The sequence below is a fragment of the Coprococcus eutactus genome (assembly GCF_001404675.1).
Lineage (GTDB): Bacteria > Bacillota > Clostridia > Lachnospirales > Lachnospiraceae > Coprococcus > Coprococcus aceti.
In genome coordinates, this window is record NZ_CYXU01000002.1 from 564053 (window position 1) to 590500 (window position 26448).

Annotated in this window: 20 protein-coding genes; 19 read left to right on the forward strand and 1 reads right to left on the reverse strand. The window is 46.9% G+C overall.

Features of this window, described 5'->3' with window-relative positions; translation table 11 throughout:
- Positions 1–7: 7 nt before the first annotated feature.
- Complete coding sequence (locus ARA78_RS06885) at positions 8–436, reverse strand: DUF3592 domain-containing protein (RefSeq protein ID WP_055145476.1); 429 nt, start codon at positions 434–436, stop codon at positions 8–10.
- Between the two features lie 290 nt (positions 437–726).
- On the opposite strand from ARA78_RS06885, the gene ARA78_RS06890 reads away from it, so the two are divergent.
- The 19 genes from ARA78_RS06890 (at position 727) to ARA78_RS06975 (ending at position 26425) form a co-directional block, all read left to right on the forward strand.
- Positions 727–1584, forward strand: coding sequence for a DUF3737 family protein (locus tag ARA78_RS06890; protein ID WP_055280286.1), 858 nt, complete (start codon positions 727–729; stop codon positions 1582–1584).
- Positions 1585–1959: 375 nt separating this feature from the next.
- Positions 1960–3180, forward strand: coding sequence for a MalY/PatB family protein (locus tag ARA78_RS06895; protein WP_055280287.1), 1221 nt, complete (start codon positions 1960–1962; stop codon positions 3178–3180).
- Complete coding sequence (locus tag ARA78_RS06900) at positions 3173–4588, forward strand: MATE family efflux transporter (protein WP_055280288.1); 1416 nt, start codon at positions 3173–3175, stop codon at positions 4586–4588. The genes ARA78_RS06895 and ARA78_RS06900 overlap by 8 nt, the downstream gene beginning before the upstream one ends.
- Positions 4589–4657: 69 nt before the next feature.
- On the forward strand, positions 4658–6148 hold the full coding sequence (locus ARA78_RS06905; protein WP_015534745.1) for an AAA family ATPase: 1491 nt from the start codon (positions 4658–4660) through the stop codon (positions 6146–6148).
- Positions 6149–6259: 111 nt separating this feature from the next.
- Complete coding sequence (locus tag ARA78_RS06910) at positions 6260–7321, forward strand: LacI family DNA-binding transcriptional regulator (RefSeq protein WP_022217127.1); 1062 nt, start codon at positions 6260–6262, stop codon at positions 7319–7321.
- Between the two features lie 280 nt (positions 7322–7601).
- Entirely contained in the window at positions 7602–9080 is a 1479-nt protein-coding gene (locus ARA78_RS06915; RefSeq protein WP_022217126.1) for an ABC transporter substrate-binding protein, read from the forward strand.
- A 113-nt stretch (positions 9081–9193) separates the two neighbouring features.
- Positions 9194–10090 (forward strand): carbohydrate ABC transporter permease, encoded by an 897-nt coding sequence (locus ARA78_RS06920; protein ID WP_044998090.1) that lies wholly within the window; start codon positions 9194–9196, stop codon positions 10088–10090.
- On the forward strand, positions 10090–10926 hold the full coding sequence (locus tag ARA78_RS06925) for a carbohydrate ABC transporter permease (RefSeq protein WP_015534748.1): 837 nt from the start codon (positions 10090–10092) through the stop codon (positions 10924–10926). Before ARA78_RS06920 ends, ARA78_RS06925 begins: the two co-directional genes overlap by 1 nt.
- A 9-nt stretch (positions 10927–10935) precedes the next feature.
- Entirely contained in the window at positions 10936–12633 is a 1698-nt protein-coding gene (locus tag ARA78_RS06930) for an alpha-glucosidase (RefSeq protein WP_055280289.1), read from the forward strand.
- 386 nt (positions 12634–13019) lie between these two features.
- A complete protein-coding gene (locus ARA78_RS06935) occupies positions 13020–15344 on the forward strand; it encodes an alpha-galactosidase (protein WP_015534749.1) in 2325 nt (774 codons plus the stop codon).
- Between the two features lie 400 nt (positions 15345–15744).
- Positions 15745–19554, forward strand: coding sequence for an EAL domain-containing protein (locus ARA78_RS06940; protein WP_055280290.1), 3810 nt, complete (start codon positions 15745–15747; stop codon positions 19552–19554).
- Between the two features lie 22 nt (positions 19555–19576).
- Entirely contained in the window at positions 19577–20857 is a 1281-nt protein-coding gene (locus ARA78_RS06945; RefSeq protein ID WP_015534752.1) for an O-acetylhomoserine aminocarboxypropyltransferase/cysteine synthase family protein, read from the forward strand.
- Positions 20854–21711 carry a TrmH family RNA methyltransferase gene (locus ARA78_RS06950; protein ID WP_022217123.1) on the forward strand — a complete coding sequence of 286 codons (858 nt, stop codon included), beginning with the start codon at positions 20854–20856 and terminating at the stop codon, positions 21709–21711. The genes ARA78_RS06945 and ARA78_RS06950 overlap by 4 nt, the downstream gene beginning before the upstream one ends.
- A gap of 131 nt (positions 21712–21842) precedes the next feature.
- Positions 21843–22598 (forward strand): hypothetical protein, encoded by a 756-nt coding sequence (locus ARA78_RS06955; protein WP_015534754.1) that lies wholly within the window; start codon positions 21843–21845, stop codon positions 22596–22598.
- A 271-nt stretch (positions 22599–22869) separates the two neighbouring features.
- A complete protein-coding gene (locus tag ARA78_RS06960) occupies positions 22870–23583 on the forward strand; it encodes a CpsB/CapC family capsule biosynthesis tyrosine phosphatase (RefSeq protein WP_022217122.1) in 714 nt (237 codons plus the stop codon).
- 55 nt (positions 23584–23638) lie between these two features.
- Positions 23639–23764, forward strand: coding sequence for a hypothetical protein (locus tag ARA78_RS14375; RefSeq protein WP_015534756.1), 126 nt, complete (start codon positions 23639–23641; stop codon positions 23762–23764).
- Between the two features lie 28 nt (positions 23765–23792).
- Positions 23793–24803 (forward strand): LCP family protein, encoded by a 1011-nt coding sequence (locus ARA78_RS06965; protein ID WP_055280291.1) that lies wholly within the window; start codon positions 23793–23795, stop codon positions 24801–24803.
- Positions 24804–24857: 54 nt separating this feature from the next.
- Positions 24858–25676 carry a YveK family protein gene (locus ARA78_RS06970; protein ID WP_055280292.1) on the forward strand — a complete coding sequence of 273 codons (819 nt, stop codon included), beginning with the start codon at positions 24858–24860 and terminating at the stop codon, positions 25674–25676.
- A complete protein-coding gene (locus ARA78_RS06975) occupies positions 25673–26425 on the forward strand; it encodes a CpsD/CapB family tyrosine-protein kinase (RefSeq protein ID WP_055223475.1) in 753 nt (250 codons plus the stop codon). Before ARA78_RS06970 ends, ARA78_RS06975 begins: the two co-directional genes overlap by 4 nt.
- Positions 26426–26448 lie beyond the last annotated feature (23 nt).

Below are 26448 nucleotides of genomic sequence, written 5' to 3' on the forward strand. Positions count from 1 at the left end.
TGAGAAATCAGCGCCTTCTCCATAAAAATACCAGAGTTCCAAGCAGAACCGCACTACCATAGATGAATGGTGCATTTTTGTCACTGTTCATAGTTCTTTCCGTATAAGATACGGATGGATTATTCGGGTTGTAATATATTGCGATGGACGACATGGAGTTGTAATTTGTTATACCGCGGACGGAAAGAAAACCATTGTGCAATACTCCGGACTGGTCGCGGTATTCATAGTTGATATGGGTTCTTTTACTGAATCTTCTGACAGATGTGATATCGGCGGATGTTCTGGTATAGTCCCGCTCGATACGGCATGCCTTACCCCGTATGGAAAGGCCGATGACCACAGCTATGATGAATGATGCTATTGGAATAATGTAAGTCGTATAAGGTAATAGTCTGAAAAAAATACTGATAGAATCCCCCGATGTTAAAATCATAATGTACCCCCTGAAATTGTTGTTTCCCCAAAATATCAGACATGAGATCCCTATTTACATGCCGGACTTGTATGTGTAGATTATAATATAAAGAAGACTGGTTGAGAATCCCTTAATTTAAGAGGATAAGTCTGTTAATATAGCAAATTTCAGGTAATAAATATATTACTGTTTGCACTGCCACTCATGGTGGTCATAAGCTCAGTCATATTCGCATTTGCCAGAAGTGATAACATGGTGATAATAGGCCAATAATATAATAGAGAATATACAAAAGGAAGATGAACGAGATGGATAAGAAAGAAGAAAAGAAAATCATAAGACAGGAGTTTCTGACAGGTGAGAGAGCTCTTTTCATGGGAAAAAATCTCGATATATATGATACGATATTTGACGATGGCGAGTCTCCGCTTAAGGAGAGCCGCGGCATAAATCTGTACGGCAGCATGTTCAAATGGAAGTATCCGCTGTGGTACAGCAAGAACATTGTTGCGGAGGATTGCCACTGGTTTGAGATGGCGAGAGCCGGAGTCTGGTACACTGATAATATCGCGGTGAGGCGGGCACTCATCCAGGCACCAAAGAACTTCCGCAGATGTAAAGGGCTGGAGCTTACGGATGTGACATTCACCAATGCGGAGGAGACACTGTGGAGCTGCGATGACGTGACAATGAACCACGTGACAGCAAAGGGCGACTATTTTGCCATGAACAGCAATAATATGAAGATAGACGACCTGAAGCTTGACGGCAACTATTCATTTGACGGATGCAGGAATGTAGAGATAAGAAACTCCAATCTGCTTTCAAAGGATGCATTCTGGAATACCGAGAACGTGACCGTATATGATTCATTCATATCGGGCGAGTATCTTGGCTGGAACGCAAAGAACCTCACCCTGGTGAACTGCACCATCGAGAGCCTTCAGGGCATGTGCTACATCGACAACCTTGTGATGAAGAACTGCAAGCTCATCAACACAACACTTGCATTTGAATATTCAACAGTGGATGCCGATATCTGCAGCAAGATAGACAGTGTCATGAACCCAACATCAGGAACCATCAAAGCCCAGCACATTGACAACCTGATAATAGAAAAAGACAAAGTAGATCCGTCAAAGACAAAAATAATAGTACAGGACTAAATTAAAGCACAGGGATTCACGGCAAAACATCACCCCTACGTGTGACAGCATATGATAATATAAATAAGAGAAATATAATAATTTTTACGTAGAATGATGATAAATACATGGTGGCATATCATAACGTAAATGAGATTCCGCGGCTGCTGTGGTGAAACGAGTTGGCACATATAGAGTGCTCAATCGGTAGTGAAGTCGACTGAGCATTGCTGCTTCTTGCCGGAGCGGCGCAAGCAACGCCCTTATCGCTTGCAGAGCGCAGTGCAGATAGAAGCAAAGCAAGGCGAGGGAAGACGAACGTGATGGAGCACTCTATATGTGCCAGCCGTTTGCCACAGCAGCCGCGGAATCTCTCCATGAAGTGGAGGGACAAACATGAAGTTTGATTTTGACAAGGTTATAGACAGACGCGGCACAGGCTCCCTGAAGTGGGACGTGCCGGAAAACGAACTGCCAATGTGGGTGGCAGACATGGACTTTCAGACGGCTCCATGCATCAGGGAGGCACTGGCAGCCCGGGTGGAGCACGGAATATTCGGATATTCCATCATCCCGGACGAGTGGGCAGATGCCTACGTGAACTGGTGGGGCAACAGACACGGATTTGCGATAGATAGGGATTGGCTGGTGTTCTGCTCCGGAGTCATCCCAGCCATATCAACGGCGGTGAGAAAGCTCACCACACCCGCAGAGAATGTTGTAGTGCAGACCCCTGTCTACAATATTTTCTTTAATTCTATATACAACAATGGGCGAAATATATTGGAAAGCCCTCTGAAATATGACGGCGAGGGATATGCCATGGACTTTGAGGATCTTGAGGCAAAGCTTGCAGATCCACAGACCAGCCTCATGATACTCTGCAATCCGCAGAATCCTGCGGGAAAAATCTGGGATAAGGAGACACTTGCCCATGTGGGAGAGCTATGCGCAAAGTATGGTGTGACGGTCATCTCGGATGAGATACACTGCGATCTCACCGATCCTGGAAAGGAGTATGTGCCATTTGCCACGGCATCTGACACATGCAGGGATATAAGCGTGACCTGTATTGCGCCGACAAAGACCTTCAACATAGCTGGAATACAGACCGCAGCAATTGTGGTTCCGGATAAATTCCTGAGACACAAGATGTGGAGAGGTCTGAACACAGATGAAGTAGCCGAGCCAAATGCATTTGCGGTGGATGCGGCGATAGCAGCATTTACAAATGGCGGCGAGTGGCTGGACAGTCTCAGGCAGTATCTGTATGAGAACAAGCAGTATGTGAGAAAATTTGTATCTGAGAATATCCCTGACATGAAGGTGGTGTACTCGGAGGCAACATACCTTCTCTGGCTTGACTGCAGTAAGATAACTGACAACGCAAAACAGCTTTCAGCATTTATCAGGAAGAACACCGGACTCTATATGTCGCCGGGACTTTCATATGGTAAGAACGGAAAGGCATTTATCAGACTTAACATCGCATGTCCAAGGTCGATCGTGGAAGAGGGCATGAAGAGACTTGCCGAGGGAACCACGGCATTCAGAAAAATGAACGCAGAGATGGTAAACATAGACAATGCGGCTAAAAAAGGAGATATAGATGAGTAGCAGTGAAAACTTGCTGAAGGACATGATATCTGGAAAGTCGATGACCGCATCCCAGCAGATAGGACTTACGGTCAGGCTCAGCATCCCGGCGATCCTTGCCCAGATCTCGTCCATTGTCATGCAGTACATCGATGCATCCATGGTGGGGCGTCTTGGTGCAAATGCATCGGGAGCCATCGGACTTGTCTCGTCCACGACATGGCTGTTTGGCGGGCTATGCATTGCGGTGACTACAGGATTTACTGTGCAGATAGCCCAGGCTGTGGGGGCCGGTGAGGATAAATCTGCCAGAAATATCATGAAACAGGGACTCATAATAGCCTTGTGCATAAGCGTCATACTCGCACTCATTGCAGCACTTATAAGCTCACCGCTTCCGAGATGGCTCGGCGGTGAGGCTGCGATACAGAAGATGGCAAGCCAGTATTTCCTCGTGTACATGCTGGGACTTCCCGCTCTGCAGATGAACAGCATAGCAGGCGGTATGCACCAGAGCTCCGGAAATATGAGACTCCCAGGTATACTGAATGTCATGTGCTGTGTGATGGATGTGATTTTTAATTTGTTCTTTATATTTCCGACAAGGAGTGTGCAGATAAATAGCATCACATTTACCATGCCGGGACTTGGACTTGGCGTTGCAGGTGCGGCGCTCGGAACCATCACGGCGGAGGCTGTTACCTGTGCCATCATGGTCACTACACTTCTGTGGAAGAACAAGACACTTCACTTAAGAAAGGGCGAACACTTAAGATTTCACAGGGATACCTTTACCAGGGCGGTAAAGATAGGAGCACCTGTGGGTCTTGAGCAGATGGTCATGTGCTCAGCGTATGTCATGTCCACAAAGATCGTGTCACCGCTTGGAACGATAGCCATCGCAGCCAACTCATTTGCGGTTACTGCGGAGAGCTTCTGTTACATGCCGGGGTACGGAGTACAGGCGGCATCAACCACACTTGTGGGACAATGCGTGGGAGCAGGACAAAAACAGTTGTCCAGAAGAATGGCATGGATTACAATGGGATTAGGTGTGTCGGTTATGACCATTGGCGGAGTCCTTATGTACATAGCAGCTCCGTCCATGATAGGTGTGCTGACACCGAACGAAGAGATAAGAAATCTTGGGGCGGCAGTGCTGAGGATAGAGGCATTTGCCGAACCATTTTATGCCGCATCCATAGTTGCATCGGGAGCACTCAGGGGAGCCGGGGACACTCTGGTCCCAAGCTGCATGAACTTTGCAAGTATGTGGTGTGTGCGGATACCGCTTGCAGCCATACTTGCACCTAGAGTCGGTCTCTACGGTGTATGGATCGCCATGTGCGTGGAGCTCTGTTTCAGAGGAATCCTGTTCACCACAAGGCTTAAACGGGAAAGATGGATGCGGGTGTTTGACGAACATTAAATATGATGTTTTATAATTGCAAGGCATGATTAAACTTGCAATAAAACATCGTTAAACAGGGAGGAAAATATGCCAGTATTTGATTTCAGTGGAAGTGACAACAAGAATAAGAACATAGTTACATATGAGACGTTTCAGTCTTCGGAGTCTACAGCAACAGCGGAGAAGCCGATCATGATCCTTGAGAACACGACCAGGAAGTGGGCTCACCACTCCAGCGGAAAGTTCACCAATCCGATCAAGAGAACAGCATTTGAATTTGACGAGGTAGACGGAGTCCAGTCCGCAGACATATTGAAGATAGATGCGAGATTTGTAAGCCTTCTCAAATGGCTCGGCGAGAATCACATCAACGTCCGTCTGTCGGGAGAGAACAGACCGGAGGGTTATGCGGTATACAAGATAAGGGAGACCGAGTTCGGCGGCGGATCAAAGCTCTCGGCAAATGATGGATTCCTGCAGTTTATGATAGAGAGACTTCTTGCCAGCGACGCCCCTTCAGAAGAGGAGAAATCCGAGGAGGAAGAAGAGGAAGAGGCACTGGGCGATGACATGAAGCTCACGAGCATGCAGAGCATCATTGACTTCATGCACTGCGCCGGAAGAACACTTCCTGACAATATAAGGCTGTGGGCCAGAAGAAATCTTGCGGTTGCGAGATCCAGCGAGGTATCACCGGAGGAGAGACGCCACGCCCAGAGAGCACTTTCCATGGCGATGAACATCAGATGGAAGAGCAATTACTTTGAGGCGATAGATCCGGAAGAGGCTAGAAGGATACTGGACGAGGAACTCTACGGAATGGAGAAGGTAAAGCAGAGGATCATCGAGACAATCATCCAGATCAACCGTACACATACACTTCCTGCATATGGACTTCTGCTCTGCGGACCTGCCGGAACAGGAAAGTCACAGATAGCCTATGCGGTTGCGAGAATACTCAGACTTCCATGGACGACCCTTGACATGAGTTCCATCAACGATCCGGAACAGCTTACAGGAAGTTCAAGAGTATATTCCAATGCCAAGCCGGGAATCATCATGGAGGCATTTTCACAGGCTGGAGAATCTAACCTCGTATTCATCATCAACGAGCTGGACAAGGCAAATTCCGGCAAGGGCAACGGCAATCCTGCGGATGTACTGCTGACACTGCTGGACAACCTGGGATTCACCGACAACTACATGGAGTGCATGATCCCGACAAATGGCGTGTATCCTATAGCGACGGCAAATGACAAGGAGAACATCAGCAAGCCGATCATGTCGAGATTTGCTGTTATAGACATACCGGATTACACCCCGGATGAGAAGAAGGAGATATTCAACAAATTTGTTCTGCCGAAGGTGCTCAAGCGCATCGGACTTGACAAGAGCGAGTGCATCATCCTTCCAGACGGCGTGGATGCTGTCATCAAGAAGTGCGACGGCGTGACCGGAATCAGAGATATAGAGCAGGCTGCAGAGCACATAGTTGCACATGCGCTTTACCAGATCGAGGTAAATCACGTTCAGAGCGTGACATTTGACGGAGCTATGATAGAGGAGCTTTTGAGCTGATTATCGTCATATTACACAATTTACATTACGGAAAGTATTATGGTATACTCTTCTTATGAAACAAGTTTCATGGACTACAGTCTGAAATTCATAAGGAGAGTATATTTATATATGGCAAGTATAAGAGACGTTGCGAAGGAGGCGGGGGTCGCCATCTGCACGGTGTCGAGACTTATCAACGGCACGGCAAATGTTGAACCTGAGACTCAGAAGAAGATAGAAGATGCGATGAAGAAACTGGATTATGTTCCAAATGAGCTTGCGCGAGGCATGTTCAAGGGCAGATCAAACTCCATTGCGATGTTGGTTCCAAATATCCAGCACCCATGGTTCTCATCACTGGCATCGGAGATAGAAAAGATACTTTATGAGAAGAAATACAAGTTTATGCTTTTTTCAACATCCGATGACAAGCAGAGGGAGAAGGAGTGTTTCAAGCTGTTAAAGTCCAACATCGTGGATGGGATCATATGCGGAACGTCGGCATGTACGGCGAAGGAATACCAGAAGATAGATAAGCCGATGGTCATGCTGGATTATAAGGTTGGCAGCAAATTTCCTGTCGTAGTGTCGGATCACAAGATGGGCGGACAGCTTGCTGCCCAGGAATTTATAAACAGTGGATGCAAATATGTCATCCACATATCAGGAATCAAGGTAGATAAGAATATCATGTCATTTGAGTGCCATGAGGAACTAGATAGAGTCCTTGCCGAGAATGGGATAAAATCCAGACGAGTTCCAATACAGTGGAACGACTTTGATTTTCATGGATATTTTGAGATGGCAAAATGCATACTGGAGGAGTATCCTGACGTGGACGGAATATTTGCCGCAGACATGCCGGCGATAGCATTCCTTAAGGCGGCACTTGCCATAGGCAAAAAGATTCCTGATGACCTGGCGATCGTGGCATACGACGGAACGTACATAACCAACGCCAGCACGACAAGGCTCACATCGATACATCAGCCGTACAAGGAGATCGCCCAGGAGGCAGTACGCCAGCTTATGGAGATGATCGACGGACCGGAGGAGGAAGATGATGCCGAAGGACAGGTTGAAAGAGCAACCGCAGATCAGATCGACAGCGCAAAAGAGAGAAACACACATATAGACGGAAATCTTATACTACTTCCGGTGAGCGTAGAAAAAGGCGATACAACTTTATAGTATGATTACGAAAAGAAGTTCATGAAGAGAAAATGAGGTGCCACTCAAAAATCATGAACTTCTTTTTTTTGCGGGTACAAAACATAAAAAACTTACTAAGAGCACAAAATACAAAAATCTATAAATCCCCTATTGACGAAACATGTTTCATATGATAATCTTAATGCAAATGAAACATGTTTCATTTAAGCGCTTATGAAATATGTTTTATCGGAACAATATGAATGATAGCGAGAATTAACAAGAGGGAAAATTCAAAGCAAGAAAAGGAGAAAAGGTTATGAGAGCAAAGAAATTAGTAGCATGTGCACTTTCAGCAGCTATGATGCTGGGACTTGCATCTATGACAGGATGTGGTTCAGCAAAGAAGGATTACGATCTGTATATTTACAACACAAAGTCCGAGATCGCAGACAGTATCCAGGATCTGTGCAAGGATTATGAGACAGAGACAGGAGTTAAGGTTAAGGTTTACACATGTGGTACACAGGAGACCATGGAGACACTCAGATCTGAGATGAATTCCAAGAACTATCCTACACTGTACGCGATAAACCAGGCACAGTTCACAGAGTGGAATGAGGGCGGATTTGTACTTCCATCAACATCAGTAAATAATGAAGAATTAAAGTCAATCTACGATTCAATCCCAGAGAGCATGCAGCTCGCAGATGAGAGCGGAGCAAGCTGCGGAATCCCTTACAACGTAGAGGGTTACGGACTTATCGCAGATACACAGATGATATGTGATGTATTTGGACTTGACAACGCAGACGCATTTGTCGCTGATTACAGAAGTGCCAATTATGAAGAGTTCACAGGCATGATCAAGGCAATCGGTGATTACATAAACGGCAAGGGTGGCGAGAAGGTTACACTTTCAGGCAATGCATACACCACAGCAAAGGACAAGACAGCCACAACAGAGAACATGAACGGAGTATTTGCAATCGCAGGCGCTGAGAAGTGGACATATGCAAACCACTATACAAACTACGCACTGAATGCAGTATTCCCTAACTACAATGCAACGGCAGCAGCTACAAAGGAAGATGTTGATAAGCTTGAGGAGCCACTTGTAAAGATGGTTCAGGAGCTTGACATGCTTTCAAGCTACACAGCAGGACCAAGCGGCAAGGTAGAGCGTGGATCAGAGTACATCAACTCAACAGTGACAGGATATGATCAGGCAGTTCAGACATTTGCCGAGGGTAAGGCAATGTTCATCAAGCAGGGTAACTGGGTATACGGAACCATCGCAGGTGTGGATGCAGACAAGGCATCAAGACTCACAATGCTCCCAATGAAGGTCAACCTTGAGCAGAGTGACATCTCAGCTGAGGGCGTTACAGTTGACAAGATGAACAGCTCAATCCCTGAGTTCGTTTCACAGTATTACGTTATCAACAAGAAGGATTCAGAAGAGGAGCAGAAAGCCGCTGAGGACTTCCTTGTATGGCTCTACACATCAGATACAGGAAAAGATTACATCACAAACAAATTCGCATTTGTCCCATTCAACGCAGACGAGAGCGAGAAGCTTGAGAATCCGCTCAGCAATTCACTTGTATACTATATGAGCAATGACCTTGTGATGGGCAATGACTTCGATGCTTTCCCTGAGTCATGGGGACTCAACACCATCGGTGCAACTATTCAGGAGCAGTTGTTTACAAATCCTGATCAGTGGGATGAGAACACTATAAGAACAGGTGTGGAAGATGCACTGACAAAGTGGAAGGACAGCATCAAAGAGTAATCGGTGTTCAATGGGATGTGTCAGGTTTTCTATGAAAACCTGACATGTAGCGCCAGCCATTTGCCGAAGGCAAATTTTGTATGGCTGGTGTTCAATGTAGGAAAGGAAAAACTATGAAAAGATTTTACAAGAGAAAATTCTGGTTTATGGTTCTGCCTTCTATAGTGTTGTTTCTGCTGGTTATCATAGTTCCTTTTATAGAGGGTGTGATCTACTCCTTCACCGAGTGGAGAGGTTCCTACTTCGTAGGTGGGGAGCACTGGTGGAATGCACTGGTGGGACTTAAGAATTATACAAGCATATTCAAGTCGAAGGATTTCCTTCAGTCACTTGGATACACGGCCATATATGCTGTACTCGCAGTAATAGCACAGAATGTTGTCAGTCTTCTTCTGGCACTCATGATCAAGAAGCTTACCAAGGGCAAGGGACTTTTCAGAACGGTACTGTTCCTTCCATATGTACTTGGAATGCTCGCCATGGGTTATGTATGGCGTTTCATATTTGAAAATGTATTTTCACAGACGCTGTTCGGAACAGACGGTGTGGTACACGTAGAGGTGCTCAACAACATGCTTCAGAATCAGTGGAAAGCACTTCTGGCATATGCGATCGTTGGTGTATGGCAGGTTGCAGGTTATTACCTGATAATCTACCTCAACGGACTCAACAATATTTCAGAGGATATTTATGAGGCTGCCAGAATAGATGGGGCTACGGGCTGGACAAGCTTCAGGAAGATCACACTTCCGCTTCTCATGCCTTCATTTACGATAGTGCTCTTCATGTCACTGGCAAACAGCTTCAAGATGCTTGACCTCAATGTTTCACTGACAGAGGGCAATTTCGGAACGACCATGATATCCTACATGATACTGAAAACAGTAAGAGAGAGCTCTCCTCCGGCATACGGAGAGGCGCAGGCACAGGCAGTTATATTCTTCGTTATCATTGCAGTTATATCTATAGCTCAGGTAATGATCACTAAGAGAAAGGAGATTGAATCATAATGGGAGTAAAAGGCAAGATCAAAAGAGCACTCATAGTGGTTATACTCGCTGTATTGGCAATCGTGACCATATTCCCGATATGGTTCCTGATCGTCAACTCATTCAAGGGACAGCAGGAGATAGTAGCATCTCCAATAGCTCTCCCGAAATCATGGAATCTGGACTATCTGAAGAATGCAGCTGAGCAGATAAATCTCGGCAGCAGCCTGCTTCAGACAGTACTCATAACAGTTGCGGCAGTGGCACTTATCGTGGTCATATCTTCATTTGCCGCATGGGCAATTGCCAGGACAGATTCCAAGGTGGCAAATATACTCTTCATCGCATACACAGCAGCCATGCTCATACCTTTCCAGTCAGTTATGTACCCGTTGGTATCGCTGATGGACAAGCTGGGACTCAAAAACACACCGGGTCTGATCCTCATGTACGGAGGCTTTGGAATCAGTATGTCGGTTCTGCTGTACAGAGGATTCATCAAGAGTATCCCGCTGTCACTTGAGGAGGCAGCCATGCTCGATGGAGCAAATATATTCCAGATATACAGATATGTGGTCATGCCCCTCTTAAAGCCTACGACCATGACAGTTGTCATCACAAATGCAGTGTGGATATGGAACGATTACCTTCTTCCATTCCTCGTAATAGGAAATAACGACAAAAAGACGCTCACGCTGAGCTTATATTATGCAAAGAGTCTGTCAGGACAGTATGGAAATCCATGGGAGCTAATCTTCCCTGCGGTACTTCTCTGCATCATCCCTATCGTGATCATATTCATCATACTTCAGAAGAATATCATCGAGGGAATTTCAGCCGGAGCTGTGAAAGGATAAACATAAAATATGGACAGAAAATGGTGGAAAGAGGCGGTATTTTACCAGATATACCCTAGAAGCTTCTATGACAGCAACGGAGATGGAATAGGAGATCTGAAGGGAATAACTGAGAAATTGCCGTACCTCAAAAATCTTGGCGTGACCGCTGTGTGGATATGTCCATTCTTCAAGTCGCCTATGAAGGACAACGGATATGACATATCGGATTACTACGATGTGAATCCTGAGTTTGGAACCATAGAGGATGCGGATGAACTTATAAGATGCGCAAATGAAAATGGCATCAAGATCATCATGGACATGGTCATCAATCACACATCAGACCAACACAGATGGTTCCAGGAGGCGTGCCGGGACAGACACAGCAAATACAGAAATTACTATATATTTAAGGATAACATAGATGGACATGCAGATCTCAGATCCAACTTCGGTGGAAGCACATGGACACAGATTGAGGATGGCAGCTGGTATTTCCATTCATTTGCGAAGGAGCAGCCGGATCTCAACTGGGAATGTGAGGAGATGAGACAAGAGCTCTACGACATGATGAATTGGTGGCTTGACAAGGGAGTTTCAGGATTCCGAATGGATGCCATAACATTTATCAAGAAAGACCTCTCATTCCCGCCTATGCCGTCAGACGGCGAGGACGGCAGATGCGATGTTGGCAAATGCTGCCTCAACAGGCCGGGAATAGATGAGTTCCTTCACGAGTTAAAACTCAACACATATGGCAGAGGAGACTTTGTGACTGTCGCAGAGACTCCTGGAGTTCCAAATGAGGATTTGGACAGATATATTGGGAGAGATGGACATTTCTCCATGATATTTGACTTTAGCTACACAGATATAGATATCAATCCGGGCGATCTCTGGCTGCACCAGAGAGACTGGACGATAGAGGAATTCAAGGACAAGCTGTTCACCAATCAGAGACTTGTGAAAAAGATCGGATGGGCAGCAAATTACCTGGAAAACCACGATCAGCCTAGAAGTATAGGCAAGTACTTCCCAGCCGGTGATATTCCTGAATACAGAACACAGATGGCAAAGGCGCTGGGCGCGCTGTTCTTCTTCCTGAAGGGTACGCCGTTTGTATATCAGGGACAGGAACTTGGTATGATAAACACTCATTTTGATAACATAGATGAGCTGGACGATATCAACTCCAAGGGACAGTTTGCGAGATGCATTGAAGCCGGATACAGCGAGGCAGAGGCGATGGAATCTGTAAATATCAGGAGCCGCGACCAGTCAAGACTTCCGATGCAGTGGAACAGCGATAAGAACTTCGGATTCTCAGTGCATGAGCCATGGCTGGCATGCAACAATCAGTGTGACCTCCAGACAGTGGAGCTTGAGAGCGCTGATAAGGATTCTGTGCTTAACTTTTATAAGGCGATGATACAGCTCAGAAATCACTCGGAGTACACACAGACTCTCATCTACGGAGACCTGGAGGATGTGGAGACGGATAATGCAGGAATCATAGTGTACAGGCGCAAGCCGGTTCAGATTGAGTGTGCATGTGGAACTGGAGCAAATGCAGAAAGCACAGACAGATCGGTATATGTTGTTGTCAACATGACCGGTGAGGATGTGGGCTATGCAATTCCTGAGACTGCGGATGTGCTTATGGGTAATTATGCGGATTACGATGGTACGCTCAGACCTTATGAGACTGTGGTGTACGCGGTGTAGGCCGGAGCTGGCAGAAAAAGCCTGAATATTGGTGGAGACTGATTGAAAATTACAGTTGGTCTGGTATCAGTATTCAGGCTTTTTTCATTGTCTGTATACTTTTGGGATACTTTGCTCAAATCTATAGACAAAGTGAATGGATCATTAAATGCAAGATATGTCTTAATGTTCAGAGCGTATTCACAGTTCAGAATAATCACCCAACTTAACCATTATCGGTACCATATTTGGTCAACTTTTTTCCATATAAAATCTAATTCCCAGATATTAAAATAACTGTATTAAAAGCAGTCAGACATGAGATTTTAGAGCAGAGGGTGCGCAGTGCACAGGCGTAACGGAGGTTGTCTGCTCAGACAAATAAATGGAGAAAAGGAGTCACACTTATGGGTATTATTTTTCACGAAGAAACAAAGACATTTCACCTTACAAATGGCAAGATAAGCTACATCATGACAGTGCTCCCCAATGGACATCTGGGAAATCTGTACTATGGTAAGGCGATAAGGGACAGAGAGGATTTCTCACATCTGTTGGAGCTTGTCCAGAGACCTATGTTCCAGTATGTATATGACGATGACAGACTGTTCTCACTTGAGTCAGTGAAGCAGGAGCTTCCTGTGTACGGAACCACAGACTACAGAGCACCGATGGTTGAGGTACTTCAGTCAAATGGCAGCAGGATATCAGATTTTGTATATGTATCACATGAGGTAAATGAGGGCAAGCCAAAGCTTGAGGCATTGCCGGCAACATACACAGAGAATGATGACGAGGCAGAGACATTGATCGTCACATTGAAGGATTCACTCACAGGCATAAAGGCGAGAATGCTCTATACGATATGGAGCGACAGACCAGTCATAGCAAAGAGTGTGGAGTATGTAAATGAAGGCACAGAGGCGGTACATCTCACCACTGCTTACAGTATGTGTCTGGATCTCCCTGATCCTGATTATCAGTGGATGCAGCTCTCAGGCGCATGGGCAAGGGAGCGCAACATAATAACAAGGGATCTCGAGCAGGGCGTACAGTCGATAGGCAGTAATCGTGGTCATTCATCCCATGAGCACAATCCGTTCATCGTATTGAAGAGAGAGACAACGGACGAGAACCAGGGAGAGGCGATTGGAATAAGCCTTGTATATAGCGGCAATTTTAAGATACAGGCAGAGGTTGACACGAGAAATACAGCCCGCATTCTTGCCGGAATAAATCCGGATACATTTGACTGGAAGCTCGATGCAGGTGAGCATTTCCAGACTCCTGAGGCAGTCATCGTATACTCAGATCAGGGACTCAACAAGATGAGCCAGACTTTCCACAAGCTGTATCAGAAGAGACTTGCAAGAGGCGAGTGGAGAGACAAGCCAAGGCCGATCCTCATCAACAACTGGGAGGCTACATATTTTGATTTCACCAGAGAGAAGCTCATAGCCATCGCACAGAAGGCAAAGGAGTGCGGAGTTGAGCTGTTCGTTCTTGACGACGGCTGGTTTGGAGCCAGAACCACAGACCATGCAGGCCTTGGAGATTGGGTTGCAAATCCAGACAGACTCCCGGAGGGAATCACAGGAATTGCAGAGGATATAGAGAAGGTAGGATTGAAGTTCGGACTGTGGTTCGAGCCGGAGATGACAAATAAAGATTCAGACCTCTACAGAGAGCACCCAGACTGGATACTTTCAGTTCCGGGAAGACATGACTCACACGGAAGATTCCAGTACGTTCTGGATTTTTCCAGGAAAGAGGTCGTTGACAGAATATATGAGATGATGGCAAAGATACTCAGCACGGCAAAGGTGTCATATGTGAAGTGGGATATGAACAGAAGTATCACCGAGTGCTATAGTGCGGCTCTTCCGGCTGACAGACAGGGCGAGGTGTTTCACAGATACATACTTGGTGTGTACGATTTGTATGAGAGACTCACAAGCACATTTCCACATGTACTCTTTGAGTCATGTGCCAGCGGCGGCGGACGTTTTGATCCGGGCATTCTCTACTATGCGCCACAGGGCTGGACAAGTGATGACACGGATGCCATAGAGAGAGTCAAGATCCAGTATGGAACATCCATGTGTTACCCGATCAGCAGTATGGGAAGCCACGTTTCGGTTGTGCCAAATCATCAGACAAGACGTGAGACTCCGCTTAAGACCCGTGCAAATGCTGCATATTTTGGAACATTTGGATATGAGCTGGATCTGAACAAGCTCACAGCCGAGGAGATAGAGGAGGTCAAGGAGCAGGTCAAGTTCATGAAGGCATACCGTGAGGTGATCCAGTACGGAACATTCTACAGGCTTGCAAGTCCATTTGACGATGAGGAGTGCGGCTGGATGGTCGTATCAGACGATAAGAAGACCGCCATCGTTGCGTGGTTCAGAACACTCTACACACCGAACAAATGCTTCACCAGAATGAAGCTCCACGGCCTTGATCCTGATGCGATATATAGCTGCAATGTGCTCGGGGGACAGGCGCTCACAGTGAGCAAGACACCGGATGGAAAGCTGATATATGAGAAAGTGTCAGGAGACAAAGGAGAGGATTCTGCAGTCAATGTCATCGCAGGCCCATCATGCTATGGCGATGAGCTGATGAACCTCGGACTCATCACCAGCGACACATCGGCGGGAGAGATAGTCGGAGAGGATATGCCTTGCGGAGACTATGATTCCAGACTCTATGTGCTCAAGGCAGAGTAAGCGGGTTTGCGAAAAAATTTTCCTGCTTTTTCGGGCAGAAAAAGAAAAAAGACAGTATATCCGAGTCAAAAAACTAAGATAATAAAATCCAAATAACCGCACTCGTGGTCTATGATTGAAATAAGGCAGTTAAGATATGCCTGTATGGGTTATTTCTGACGACCAGCAAAGGGCATGGTACCAGAAAGGCCATAGTGGCAGGACTTCTGGAAATACACTGAAGGAGACTGCGCGTGGAGGCCTTGCAACCACTCGCACGGCGCTTGAGGTGAAAAATAGACTAAAAATGTAGACAGAAACTATGGCATTTGTCAAATTGCATAAATAAGGTTTTTTTTAGCCTGCAAACATGATATAATTGCATAAAGAATGTTTTGAAAATGCAGTTGGGGATGATCAGATGAGCAACAGGAAGAGAATATGCGTTATAACAGCACAGGTTGAAGAGAGTACACAGAATCGCTTCATGCAGGGATTTCTGAAGCAGGCATATGATATGAATTACGATGTCTGCATATTTTCCATGTTTTTGAAGTACCAGGATTCAACAGACAGGGATGTTGGAGATTCAAACATCTACAACCTTATTAATTTTAACCTTTTTGATGCTGTGGTATTGTGTCAGGACACCATACAGACTCCGGGAGTCGTAGAAAAGCTGGAGAAGCGCCTGCAGTCAGAATTTGCAAATGGTGTGGTAGTGGTAGTCGACAAAGAGAATAACATATTCCCAACGGTCATGATGGATCATTATACCCCTATAGTAAAACTCGTGGATCACCTTATAGAGGTTCACGGACACAAGAATATATATTTCCTGGGCGGACTCAAAGAGCACATACACTCCAAGCAGCGACTCGCCGGTTACATAGACAGCATGAAGGCGCACAACCTGCCGGTTACGGACGACATGATATATTATGGAACATACTGGTACGACAGCGGCGACTACATGGTGGACGAGCTTGTGAAGGATAAGGAGCATCTGCCGGATGCCATCGTATGTGCAAATGACTGTATGGCCATCGGAGTGTGCACCGCATTTGACAGATATGGAATAAGAGTTCCCGAGGACATAGCCGTGGTGGGCTATGACTCCATAGAAGACGGAAGAAACAGTCCTGTTCCGATCACATCTGCGGACATACCGGCGGATGACTGCGGGCACTACTGTATGAAATATATAGATGCAAAGCTTAACGGACATGACGTACCGGAATTCAAGTCCAACGTGGAGCTGTACATAGGTGGAACCTGTGGCTGTGAGGGCTGGGAACGAGAGACAGTCAGGATCAGAAGAGACAAATGGGAGACAGACCTCTCAGAGACCGGCTTCTACTCTTGCTTCAACAACATGGCGGATGACCTTGTGGCGCAGACGAGCGTGGAGTCATTCTTCGACACCGTGTCGGAATACGTGTACCAGATAAGACCATTTGAGAGCTTCCATCTGTGCCTGAACGACTACTGGAGAAATCCGGAGGTCATGACCGGCGATGAGGCACTTCGCCACGGTTACACAGATCATGTATACAGACTGATAAAGTGTGGCCCGGATGAAAAAGAAGAGAGACACATACGCTACGACGACGTATTCGAGTCTGCGAAGCTGTTGCCGGAGCTGTACGAGGACAGGGATTATCCTACAGCGTTCATATTTACACCATTGTTCTTCCAGGACAGAAGCTTTGGCTATGCAGTGGTGAACTACGGTGCAGAGCCGAGGGTGTACGAAGATGTATACAGATCCTGGATCAAGACGGTTGCCAGGGACATGGAGTCATTTGCAAGACATCAGGGACTCAATGTACTTCTAAACAAGCTTGAGGCGGATCAGATAAGAGATGGTCTCACCGGAATGTACAACTTCAGAGGCTTCATGGGCAGGGCAAATGACATGATAGTCCAGGCCGCTGAAGAGAAGTCCGAGATACTTGTGTTGGCGGTGGATCTGAAGAATACACGCCAGATAAACAGCAATTACGGAAGAACAGAGGGTGACAGAGTCCTGAGCTATGTTGCCCAGTCGATAAATGAGATACTTACCCCATACGAGATATCCATGAGGATGGAAAATGACGAGTTCGTCATAGCCACAGTGGCAAAGAGTGGCGATATCTCAAGGGGAGAATATATAGCCGAGGAACTCAAGAAGAAGCTTGAGGCGGCAAACAGTGGCGGAAAGGACGATTACGAGCTCGGTATATATTACGGATGTAAGAAGGCTCTGGTCAAGTCATCTGCCGAGCTGGAGACCCTCATCAACGATGCGGTCAACCAGAAGAACCGCATAAAAGAACAGAACAATGCCAAGGGACGCAACAAAGCGACGATAACGAACAGGGATCTGGAGAGAGATGAGATAGTAGCTATGATACTGGACAACAACATGCTTACATATCATTTCCAGCCTATAGTAAGTGCCCGTGACGGAAGCATATTTGCATACGAGGCACTTATGAGGATACTGGTTCCTATGAGAATGTCACCCCCTGAGCTTCTGGAGAGTGCAGAGAGACTGAACAGACTGTACGATGTGGAAAAACTCACACTGTTCAACATCGTGGAGATCGTGGCATCGAATCCTGAGATGTTCAGGGGCAAGAAGGTATTTATCAACAGCATGCCGGGGCATATGCTCAACGCACAGGACAGAAATGAATTCATTTCAAAGGTGAAGACGCTCCAGTGTGCAGGCATCGTCATAGAATTTACCGAGGGAGCAGAGCTGTCGGATGCGGAACTGAATGATCTCAAGGCATTCCTCAGAGGAAATGGCATGGAGATCGCCATAGACGACTACGGCTCAGGCTATTCAAATGTAAACAATCTTCTCAGGTATATGCCTGAGTATGTGAAGATAGACAGAATGCTTCTGACAGGGATCGATGCAGACCCACACAGACAGCATTTCGTCAAGGATATAATAGAATTCACCTCGACCAACGACATCAAGGCGCTGGCAGAGGGCGTTGAGACCACGAAGGAGATGAAGACCGTCATCCAGCTCGGTGCGGATCTCATTCAGGGATACTATACCGCCCATCCGAACGCGGAGGTGGTACAGCTCATATCCCCACAGGTTGTGAATGAGATAGTTCAGTACAACCAACAGGAAGAGGTGGCTGAGAACAGCAGCATATTTGTCATGGAGCATGAGAGAAGTGCATCACTTCTGAAGCTCACATCCCGGGGAATCAGGAAGATAGTTGTGGCACAGAGAGCCGGTGGCGACAACAATGTTCGCATAGTCGGCGCACAGGGCTTCAAGTCAGATATGACACTCAAGATAAAGGATGGTTTCACCGGAACCATAGTGCTGCAGAATGTAAGCTTCTCGGGCGACCGTGACAAGCCTTGTATAGACTGCGGTGAGAATACGGATCTGCACATCATGCTTGAGGGTAAGAATTTCTGTAGGAATGGCGGAATAAAGATACCGGAGTCGTCCAGAGTGACATTTATCGGAGATGGGGATATAATGATCCGCGTCAACGGTAACAGCTATTACGGAATAGGCAATGACATTAATTCAAAGCATGGAGTCATGAAGTTCAAGCAGGAGGGCGCCATTAATATAGAAACAAACGGTGTGAACGGAGTGGCAATAGGCGCCGGACTCGGAGGAGATATACGTATAGAGAAGGGACGATACGACCTGTATATCAACGGCGAGAACGGAGTTGCTATTGGAAGCATAAGCACCCCGGTGAATCTGAATCTCCTGCAGGCGGACATAGACATAACCTATGAGGCTGCAAATGGAGTCGCCATCGGCTCGGTGAGCCAGCATGCAGATATCGCGATAAAGAACACATCCATATCGCTCAGAGGATCGGGCAACAGATACGTGGCGGTCGGAACCCTGGACGGAGATGGATGCAGCGTAGATATAAGCAGAGCACATGTGGACATGAACCTTAAGGGCAATTCGTGTATAGCCATGGGATCTGACCATGGAATAGCAGACATACGCATGACGGACGCCAACTCAAGGCTGGCGGTTCAGGGCGAGGCGTGCTTCGCACTTGGAAGCAGAGACGGCACAGGCATGCTGTCCAGCAATAATGCAGATCTGAATGTGGTTGTCAGGAATTCACTGAACATAGATATATCCGCGGCAGAGCAGGACATACGTCTGGTGAATGGAAGATACATGTTCGTTCTGAACAATGAGAATATAGAGCGCAAGGTAGTAGAGCGATATTAATTCAAAGGAGTATAAAGGAATAATGGAAAGAGAGACTATGTGTATACAGGCTGGATACCAGCCTAAGAATGGGGAGTCAAGAATGATACCGATCGTACAGAGCACAACGTTCAAGTACGACACGAGCGAGGATATGGGTAAGCTGTTTGACCTTGAGGAGAGCGGCTATTTCTACACCAGACTTGCAAATCCGACAAATGACTATGTGGCAGCCAAGATATGTGCCCTGGAGGGGGGATCGGCAGCAGTGCTCACATCGTCAGGACAGGCAGCAACATTCTTCTCGGTATTCAACATTGCCGGAGTGGGAGATCACGTTGTGGCATCATCCACCATATACGGAGGAAGCTTCAACCTTTTTGCTGTGACCATGAAGAGAATGGGTGTGGAATTCACATTTGTGGATCCTGACTGCTCGGACGAGGAACTTGAGGCAGCGTTCAGACCAAACACCAAGGCCGTGTTTGGCGAGACCATAGCCAATCCGGCACTCATAGTATTCGATATAGAGAGATTTGCAAATGCGGCACATGCACACGGAGTACCACTCATCGTGGACAACACATTTGCCACACCGATCAACTGCAGACCTATAGAGTGGGGCGCAGACATAGTCACACACTCCACCACGAAGTACATGGACGGACATGATGCAACCGTGGGTGGGGCGATCGTGGATTCAGGCAAATTCGACTGGATGGCACACGCAGACAAGTTCCCAGGACTCACCACACCTGATGAGTCATATCACGGAGTGGTATACGCAGAGAAGTTCGGCCAGGGCGGCGCATATATCAACAAGATCGTGGCACAGCTTATGAGAGATCTCGGCCCGATACCTGCACCTATGAATTCGTACATGCTCAATCTTGGACTGGAGTCGCTTCACGTGCGTATGCCACGTCACTGTGAGAACGCACTGGCGGTTGCGAAGTTCCTCGAGGCACACGATAAGATAGCCTGGGTAAATTATCCTGGACTTGAGAGCAGCAAGTATTACGAGCGTGCTAAGAAGTATATGCCGGACGGCACATGTGGAGTTGTGTCATTTGGCGTCAAGGGAGGAAGAGCTGCTGCGGAGGCCTTCATGAAGGAACTCAAGGTTGCGATGATAGCAACACATGTGGCGGATGCACATACATGCGTTCTTCATCCTGCATCAGCTACACACAGACAGATGAATGACGAGGAGCTTCTGGCGGCAGGAGTAAGTCCTGATCTTGTGAGACTGTCGGTGGGCATTGAGAATGTAAAAGACATAATAGCAGATCTTGAAAATGCACTGGATAAGGTACAGATATGAGAATAATAAATATAACCGACCTTTCGGCACCCGAGCTTGATATATATGCGCGCATGTCAGAGAATCAACTGGCGCACATATATGAACCGGCTTCCGGGCTGTTCATAGCTGAGAGTCCAAAGGTCATAGAGAGGGCACTGGATGCGGGTTACGAGCCAGTGTCCATTCTATTGGAAGACAGGCACGTGGAAGGACAGTGCGCGGATATAATAAAGCGGTGCGGAGATATACCGATATACACAGCACCATTTGATGTCCTCACGAAGCTCACGGGATTTGCCCTGACAAGGGGGATGCTGTGCGCCATGAGGAGGGCAGAGCTGCCGTCTGTTGAGAGCGTGTGTGAACATGCCGCCAGAATAGCGGTGCTTGAGGAAGTGATGAACCCGACAAATGTGGGAGCGATATTTAGAAGTGCGGCGGCACTCGGGATGGATGCTGTACTGCTCACGCCGGGCTGCAGTGACCCACTCTACAGGAGGTCGGCAAGGGTCAGCATGGGAACGGTGTTCCAGATACCGTGGACATATATTACATTTGACACCCTGGGTCTTGCACACAATAAAGCAGATCATGGCATATGGCCGGAGTTTGGGATGGAACAACTTCACAGTATGGGCTTCAGGACGGCATCCATGGCGCTAAGAAATGACACGATAGACATACACGACCCGGAGCTGAAGCAGATCGACAGACTTGCAGTAATACTGGGAACCGAGGGAGAAGGCCTCAAGACAGAGACCATAGATTCCAGCGACTACACAGTGAAGATACCAATGTATCACGGAGTGGACAGCCTGAATGTGGCTGCAGCCAGTGCCGTGGCATTCTGGGAGCTTGGCAGGCGCTCATAAAACGTCGAAAAACCTCCCTCAAAAAATACGCATACATATCTACAGGATATGGAAAATATGTTATAATAGTCAGGATGTGAACGGACAGGCTCACAGTCGGCAGAAGGAAAAGACTTAGGAGGATGATAGACATGTTTTATGCTATTTCAGGAATTAACGGGGATTATGAGGCATACAAGAGAGCACTCAAGAAACTCAAGTTTCAGAACCTTGACGATATAAAGGAAGAGGACATCATGAACGAGGAGGCTGTCATCAGCACCCTTGAGGGCGAGGATGTCCTGTATGTCCTTGGCAATATAATCGGAGCAGGCGGCGGATCCATGAAGATACTTCAGGATATGATGAGCAGAGATAATGTCATCGCAGTTGTCGGTGAGAACGAGTACAAGATCACACAGGCACTCAAGGCACTGAATGACCATATCCAGTCCACAGGTGAGGTGCCACCACAGATGCTGGTAGACAAGATAACATCCATGCTTGGAGAAGAGCTCTCAGGTGCGGTGGAGGAGTTCCTGCAGCTTGACGATGAAGAGCGTGAGGATGTCATAGAGTATATAGATGAGATTTCTGAGGAAGCGTTCCTCGAAGTGATGATGGCGAGAAAGAAATTTGTGCTGGTTCACGCCGGAATAAGAAACTTCGATCCGAAGAAGGAACTGGATGAGTACGACACAGAGGACTTCATCACAGAGCCAGCAGACCTGGACAAGACATATTACAAGAACAGAACACTCGTCGTTGGACATGTGCCAACCACAGAGCTCGGCGGTGAGGGCAAGATCGTTAAGAAGAACAACAACGTTGCCATCGACTGCGGGTGCGGCAAGGGCGGACAGCTTGGAATATACTGCCTGGGCAACGGCTCGGAGATGTATGTATAATAGAATAAAGAAGAGATTGACACGGCGGGATATGAAATATCATATTCCGCTTTTTTATTTTTTTATTATGGAAGAAATTGGATTAAGAAAATAAAGTGGTTTATACAAATTGTATAGTTAAGCGAAGAATCAACGAGGATTTTTGTCGATTTTAAATCGCAAATGGAATTGAAAAATTGTGAAGAAACTGTTAAATTAGGGTGTGAGCATGGATAAAGAATTTTCCTATATAAATATTTATAGTTTTTTATAAAGAAAACAGGAGGAAAACATGGGTGTTATAGATTTTCATTCACACATACTGCCGGGTATAGACGACGGCAGCAGGAATGTCGAGACATCTATAGGCATGCTTTGGATGTGCAAAGAGCACGGCGTGGATACTATGATAGCAACGCCGCACTTTTATGCTGATTCAAATACTGTGGAGAGGTTCATTGATTCAAGACAGAAAGCATATGATAAAGTCATGGCTGAGAATATGGACATACCGCAGATTATAATGGGGGCAGAGGTCGCGTTCTTTGCAGGAATAAGCAGAGCGGAGAAAACGGACGCACTAAAAGTAGAAGGAACTGATATCATGTTGCTGGAGATGCCGTTTGTGACATGGAGTGATTCGGTAGTGCAGGAAGTACGAGACTTAATTGAGAAGAGACATTTCCATATCATACTAGCTCATATAGAGCGATTCTTACAAATACCAGGCAACAAGCCATATGTGAGACAGATCCTTGAACTGCCAGTTACGGTGCAGGTGAATGCGGAGACACTTCTGGATTTCAGACAGAAGGGCAAAATGCTCAAGATGTTCAAGAAAGGACAGGCACACATCATAGGAAGCGACTGCCATGGTATGCATCACAGGGTGCCGAACTTGTGGCTGGGCCGCGAGGTGCTGGAGAAGAAGCTGGGACATGAATTCCTGGAGAACATGGACAGCTACGGAACAAAGCTCCTGAAAGAACATCAGATACACCCATAATCAGCAATAACAACGAAACATGTAAAAGATAAACAGATAGATGGAGGACAACAACATGTCTAAGAAGACAGCGATAATCATCAGTATTGTGCTGTTCATAATACTGTGTGGTCTTATTGTGTGCGAGAAGAAGTGGCCTACAGCGGGAACAGACCTGCTTATGCTGAACGTTCTGAGATAGCACATTACATTCCGAAGAGGTGATACATATGTCATACAGGAACAGAACACTATCAGAAAAAAAGAGAATATACAAGAAGCTTGGACTTGTGATCACAGCCATACTGGTCGTATGCATTGCACTGGCGATAGCACTCAGACCGACAAAAGGAAATGCATCACACAATGCATCGGGCACACAGGCGGTCGAAGGCATGATCGAGGTGGACGGAGTCAAATACGTTCCCAAGAAGAATATAGAAACATATCTTTTTATGGGAATCGACAACATGGGCAAGGTTCAGAAAGTCACCGATTATGAGGGGGCAGGCCGATGCGATGTGGTCATGCTGATGGTCAGAGACCTGACAGATGGAACATACAAGACGCTGAGCATAGACAGAAATACCATAGTGGAGCAGGATACACTGGATCCCGACGGAACCTACGTTGCAACGAGCCCGGCACAGCTTGCTCTGGCACATGAGAATGGTGACGGAATGGAGATAAGCTGCGAGAACGTGGTCAAGGCGGTGTCAAACTTCCTTGGCGGCCAGAAGATAGACGGATACGCAGCGGTGAATATGGGGGCAATAGGAACCATCAACAATCTGGCTGGCGGAGTCACGGTTACCATAGAGGATGATTTCTCCAAGGTGGATAAGACCATGAAGCAGGGAGAGACCATCACACTGACCGATGAGCAGGCAGTACATTTTATCCATGACAGATTCGATGTGGGAGATGAATCCAACACCCAGCGAATGAAGCGTCAGGAGGTGTACAAGGCAGGACTCAAGGATAACCTGGCGGCAAAGTGCAGCGAGGATAACACATATCCACTGACCATATATGACGCCCTGGGAGATTACATGGTGACTGACATCAGCTCACAGAAGTTCTCCAAGCTGGCACTCCTTGTTCTCAAGGAAAAGGACGCCGGAGCGGTGTCGATAGCTGGAACAGAGACCGTAGATGATCTCGGATTTGTCGAGGTGGAGCCGGATGCGGATAGCCTTCAGCAGGCAATCGTAGAGCTGTTCTACAAGGAATATAACTAGCATCACACATTTGATGCAGGGGATATAGATACAAAAAACGGATGGAGGGAATATATGAATTCCAACAAGAAAATGGCTGCTGTGCAGGATAAGACCACACAGATAGCCGCAGTGAACACATACAAGAATACAGAGGATGATGAAAACGAGATCGATCTCCTGGACATGGGAATGGCGCTTCTTGAGAAGCTCCCATACATCATACTGTGCTTCCTGATCGGTGCGGTGCTGTTCAACGCATTTGCATACTTCCTGATCAAGCCGACATACCAGTCGACAGCCAAGCTGTACGTGGTATCAGCATCAGATGATTCCATAGTAAATCTCCAGGACCTTAACATCGGTTCATCCCTTACCAAGGATTACGAAGACTTGATACTCAGCTATCCGGTTCTCGACCAGGTCATCGAAAAGCTCGGCCTTGATATGGACTCAGAGGGGCTTGCCAAGATGATAACCCTTGAGAATCCTTCAGACACACGAGTCCTGAAGATCACGGTCACAAGCACTGACAAGCAGCAGGCATGTGACATTGCAAATACACTGGCAAACGTGTCGATAGAGTATCTCCCGGATACCATGAGCACAAGCGCACCTAACATAGCCCAGGTTGCAAGGGTAGCAGACCAGAAGGTCGGACCAAGCTACCTTAAGTACACCGCCATAGGTGCATTGCTTGGAGCACTCATCTACTGCCTGATCGTCATTGTGGGATACCTGATGGATGACACGATCCACTCAGCAGACGACATGGAGAAGTATTTCGGAATAGTACCGCTCACGACAATACCTGAGAGTGATCAGTTCAGGACAGACGACACAGAGGATGAATTTGGAAAGAAACACAACAGGAAAGAGAGGGTCAGAGCATGAAGAAGCTTAACATAGAGTTTCAGGAACTCCCATATGCAGTGGAGGAGGCGATGAACCGTCTCAGGATCAACATAAAGTTCTGTGGCAAGAACACAAGAAAGATACTCATAACCAGCAGCATGCCAAATGAGGGCAAGAGCAGCGTAGCGATCAACCTGTGGAAGATGCTCGCTGAGGCAGGATTCCCTGCAGTGCTGGTGGATGTGGATCTTCGTAAGTCAGTCATAAAGGACAGACATCACATAAAGGATGCTGACAAGCTTCCGGATCTTGGATATTTCCTTTCGGGACAGTCCGAGATGGAGGATGTCATCTATGAAACACAGGTAGAAAATGCATACATCGTACCTTGTATGAACCTTCTGGAGAATCCATCGGCTCTTCTGGAGGATGCTAGATTTGCAGAGCTTCTTGACAAGCTGGCAGAGACATATAGGTATGTCATTATAGACTCGCCACCGCTTGGCAGTGTGGCGGATGCCGCTCAGATCGCATCACTGTGCGATGGCGCAGCTCTGGTAGTCAGAGCAGGTGAGACATCAAGAAGTCTCATCAAACAGTCATTCCAGCAGCTTGACCAGGTAGGTTGTACGCTGCTTGGAGTCATACTCAACAGAGCCCAGACAACGGGGAGAGCATACAAGAAATACTACGGCAAGTATGGCAAATACTATAGCCAGTACGGCTATGGTTATGGCACTTACGGCAAAGAGGCTGCAGCCGCCAGCGACAGCACCCCGTCAAAATAATTCACTTTGGATATAACGCCATG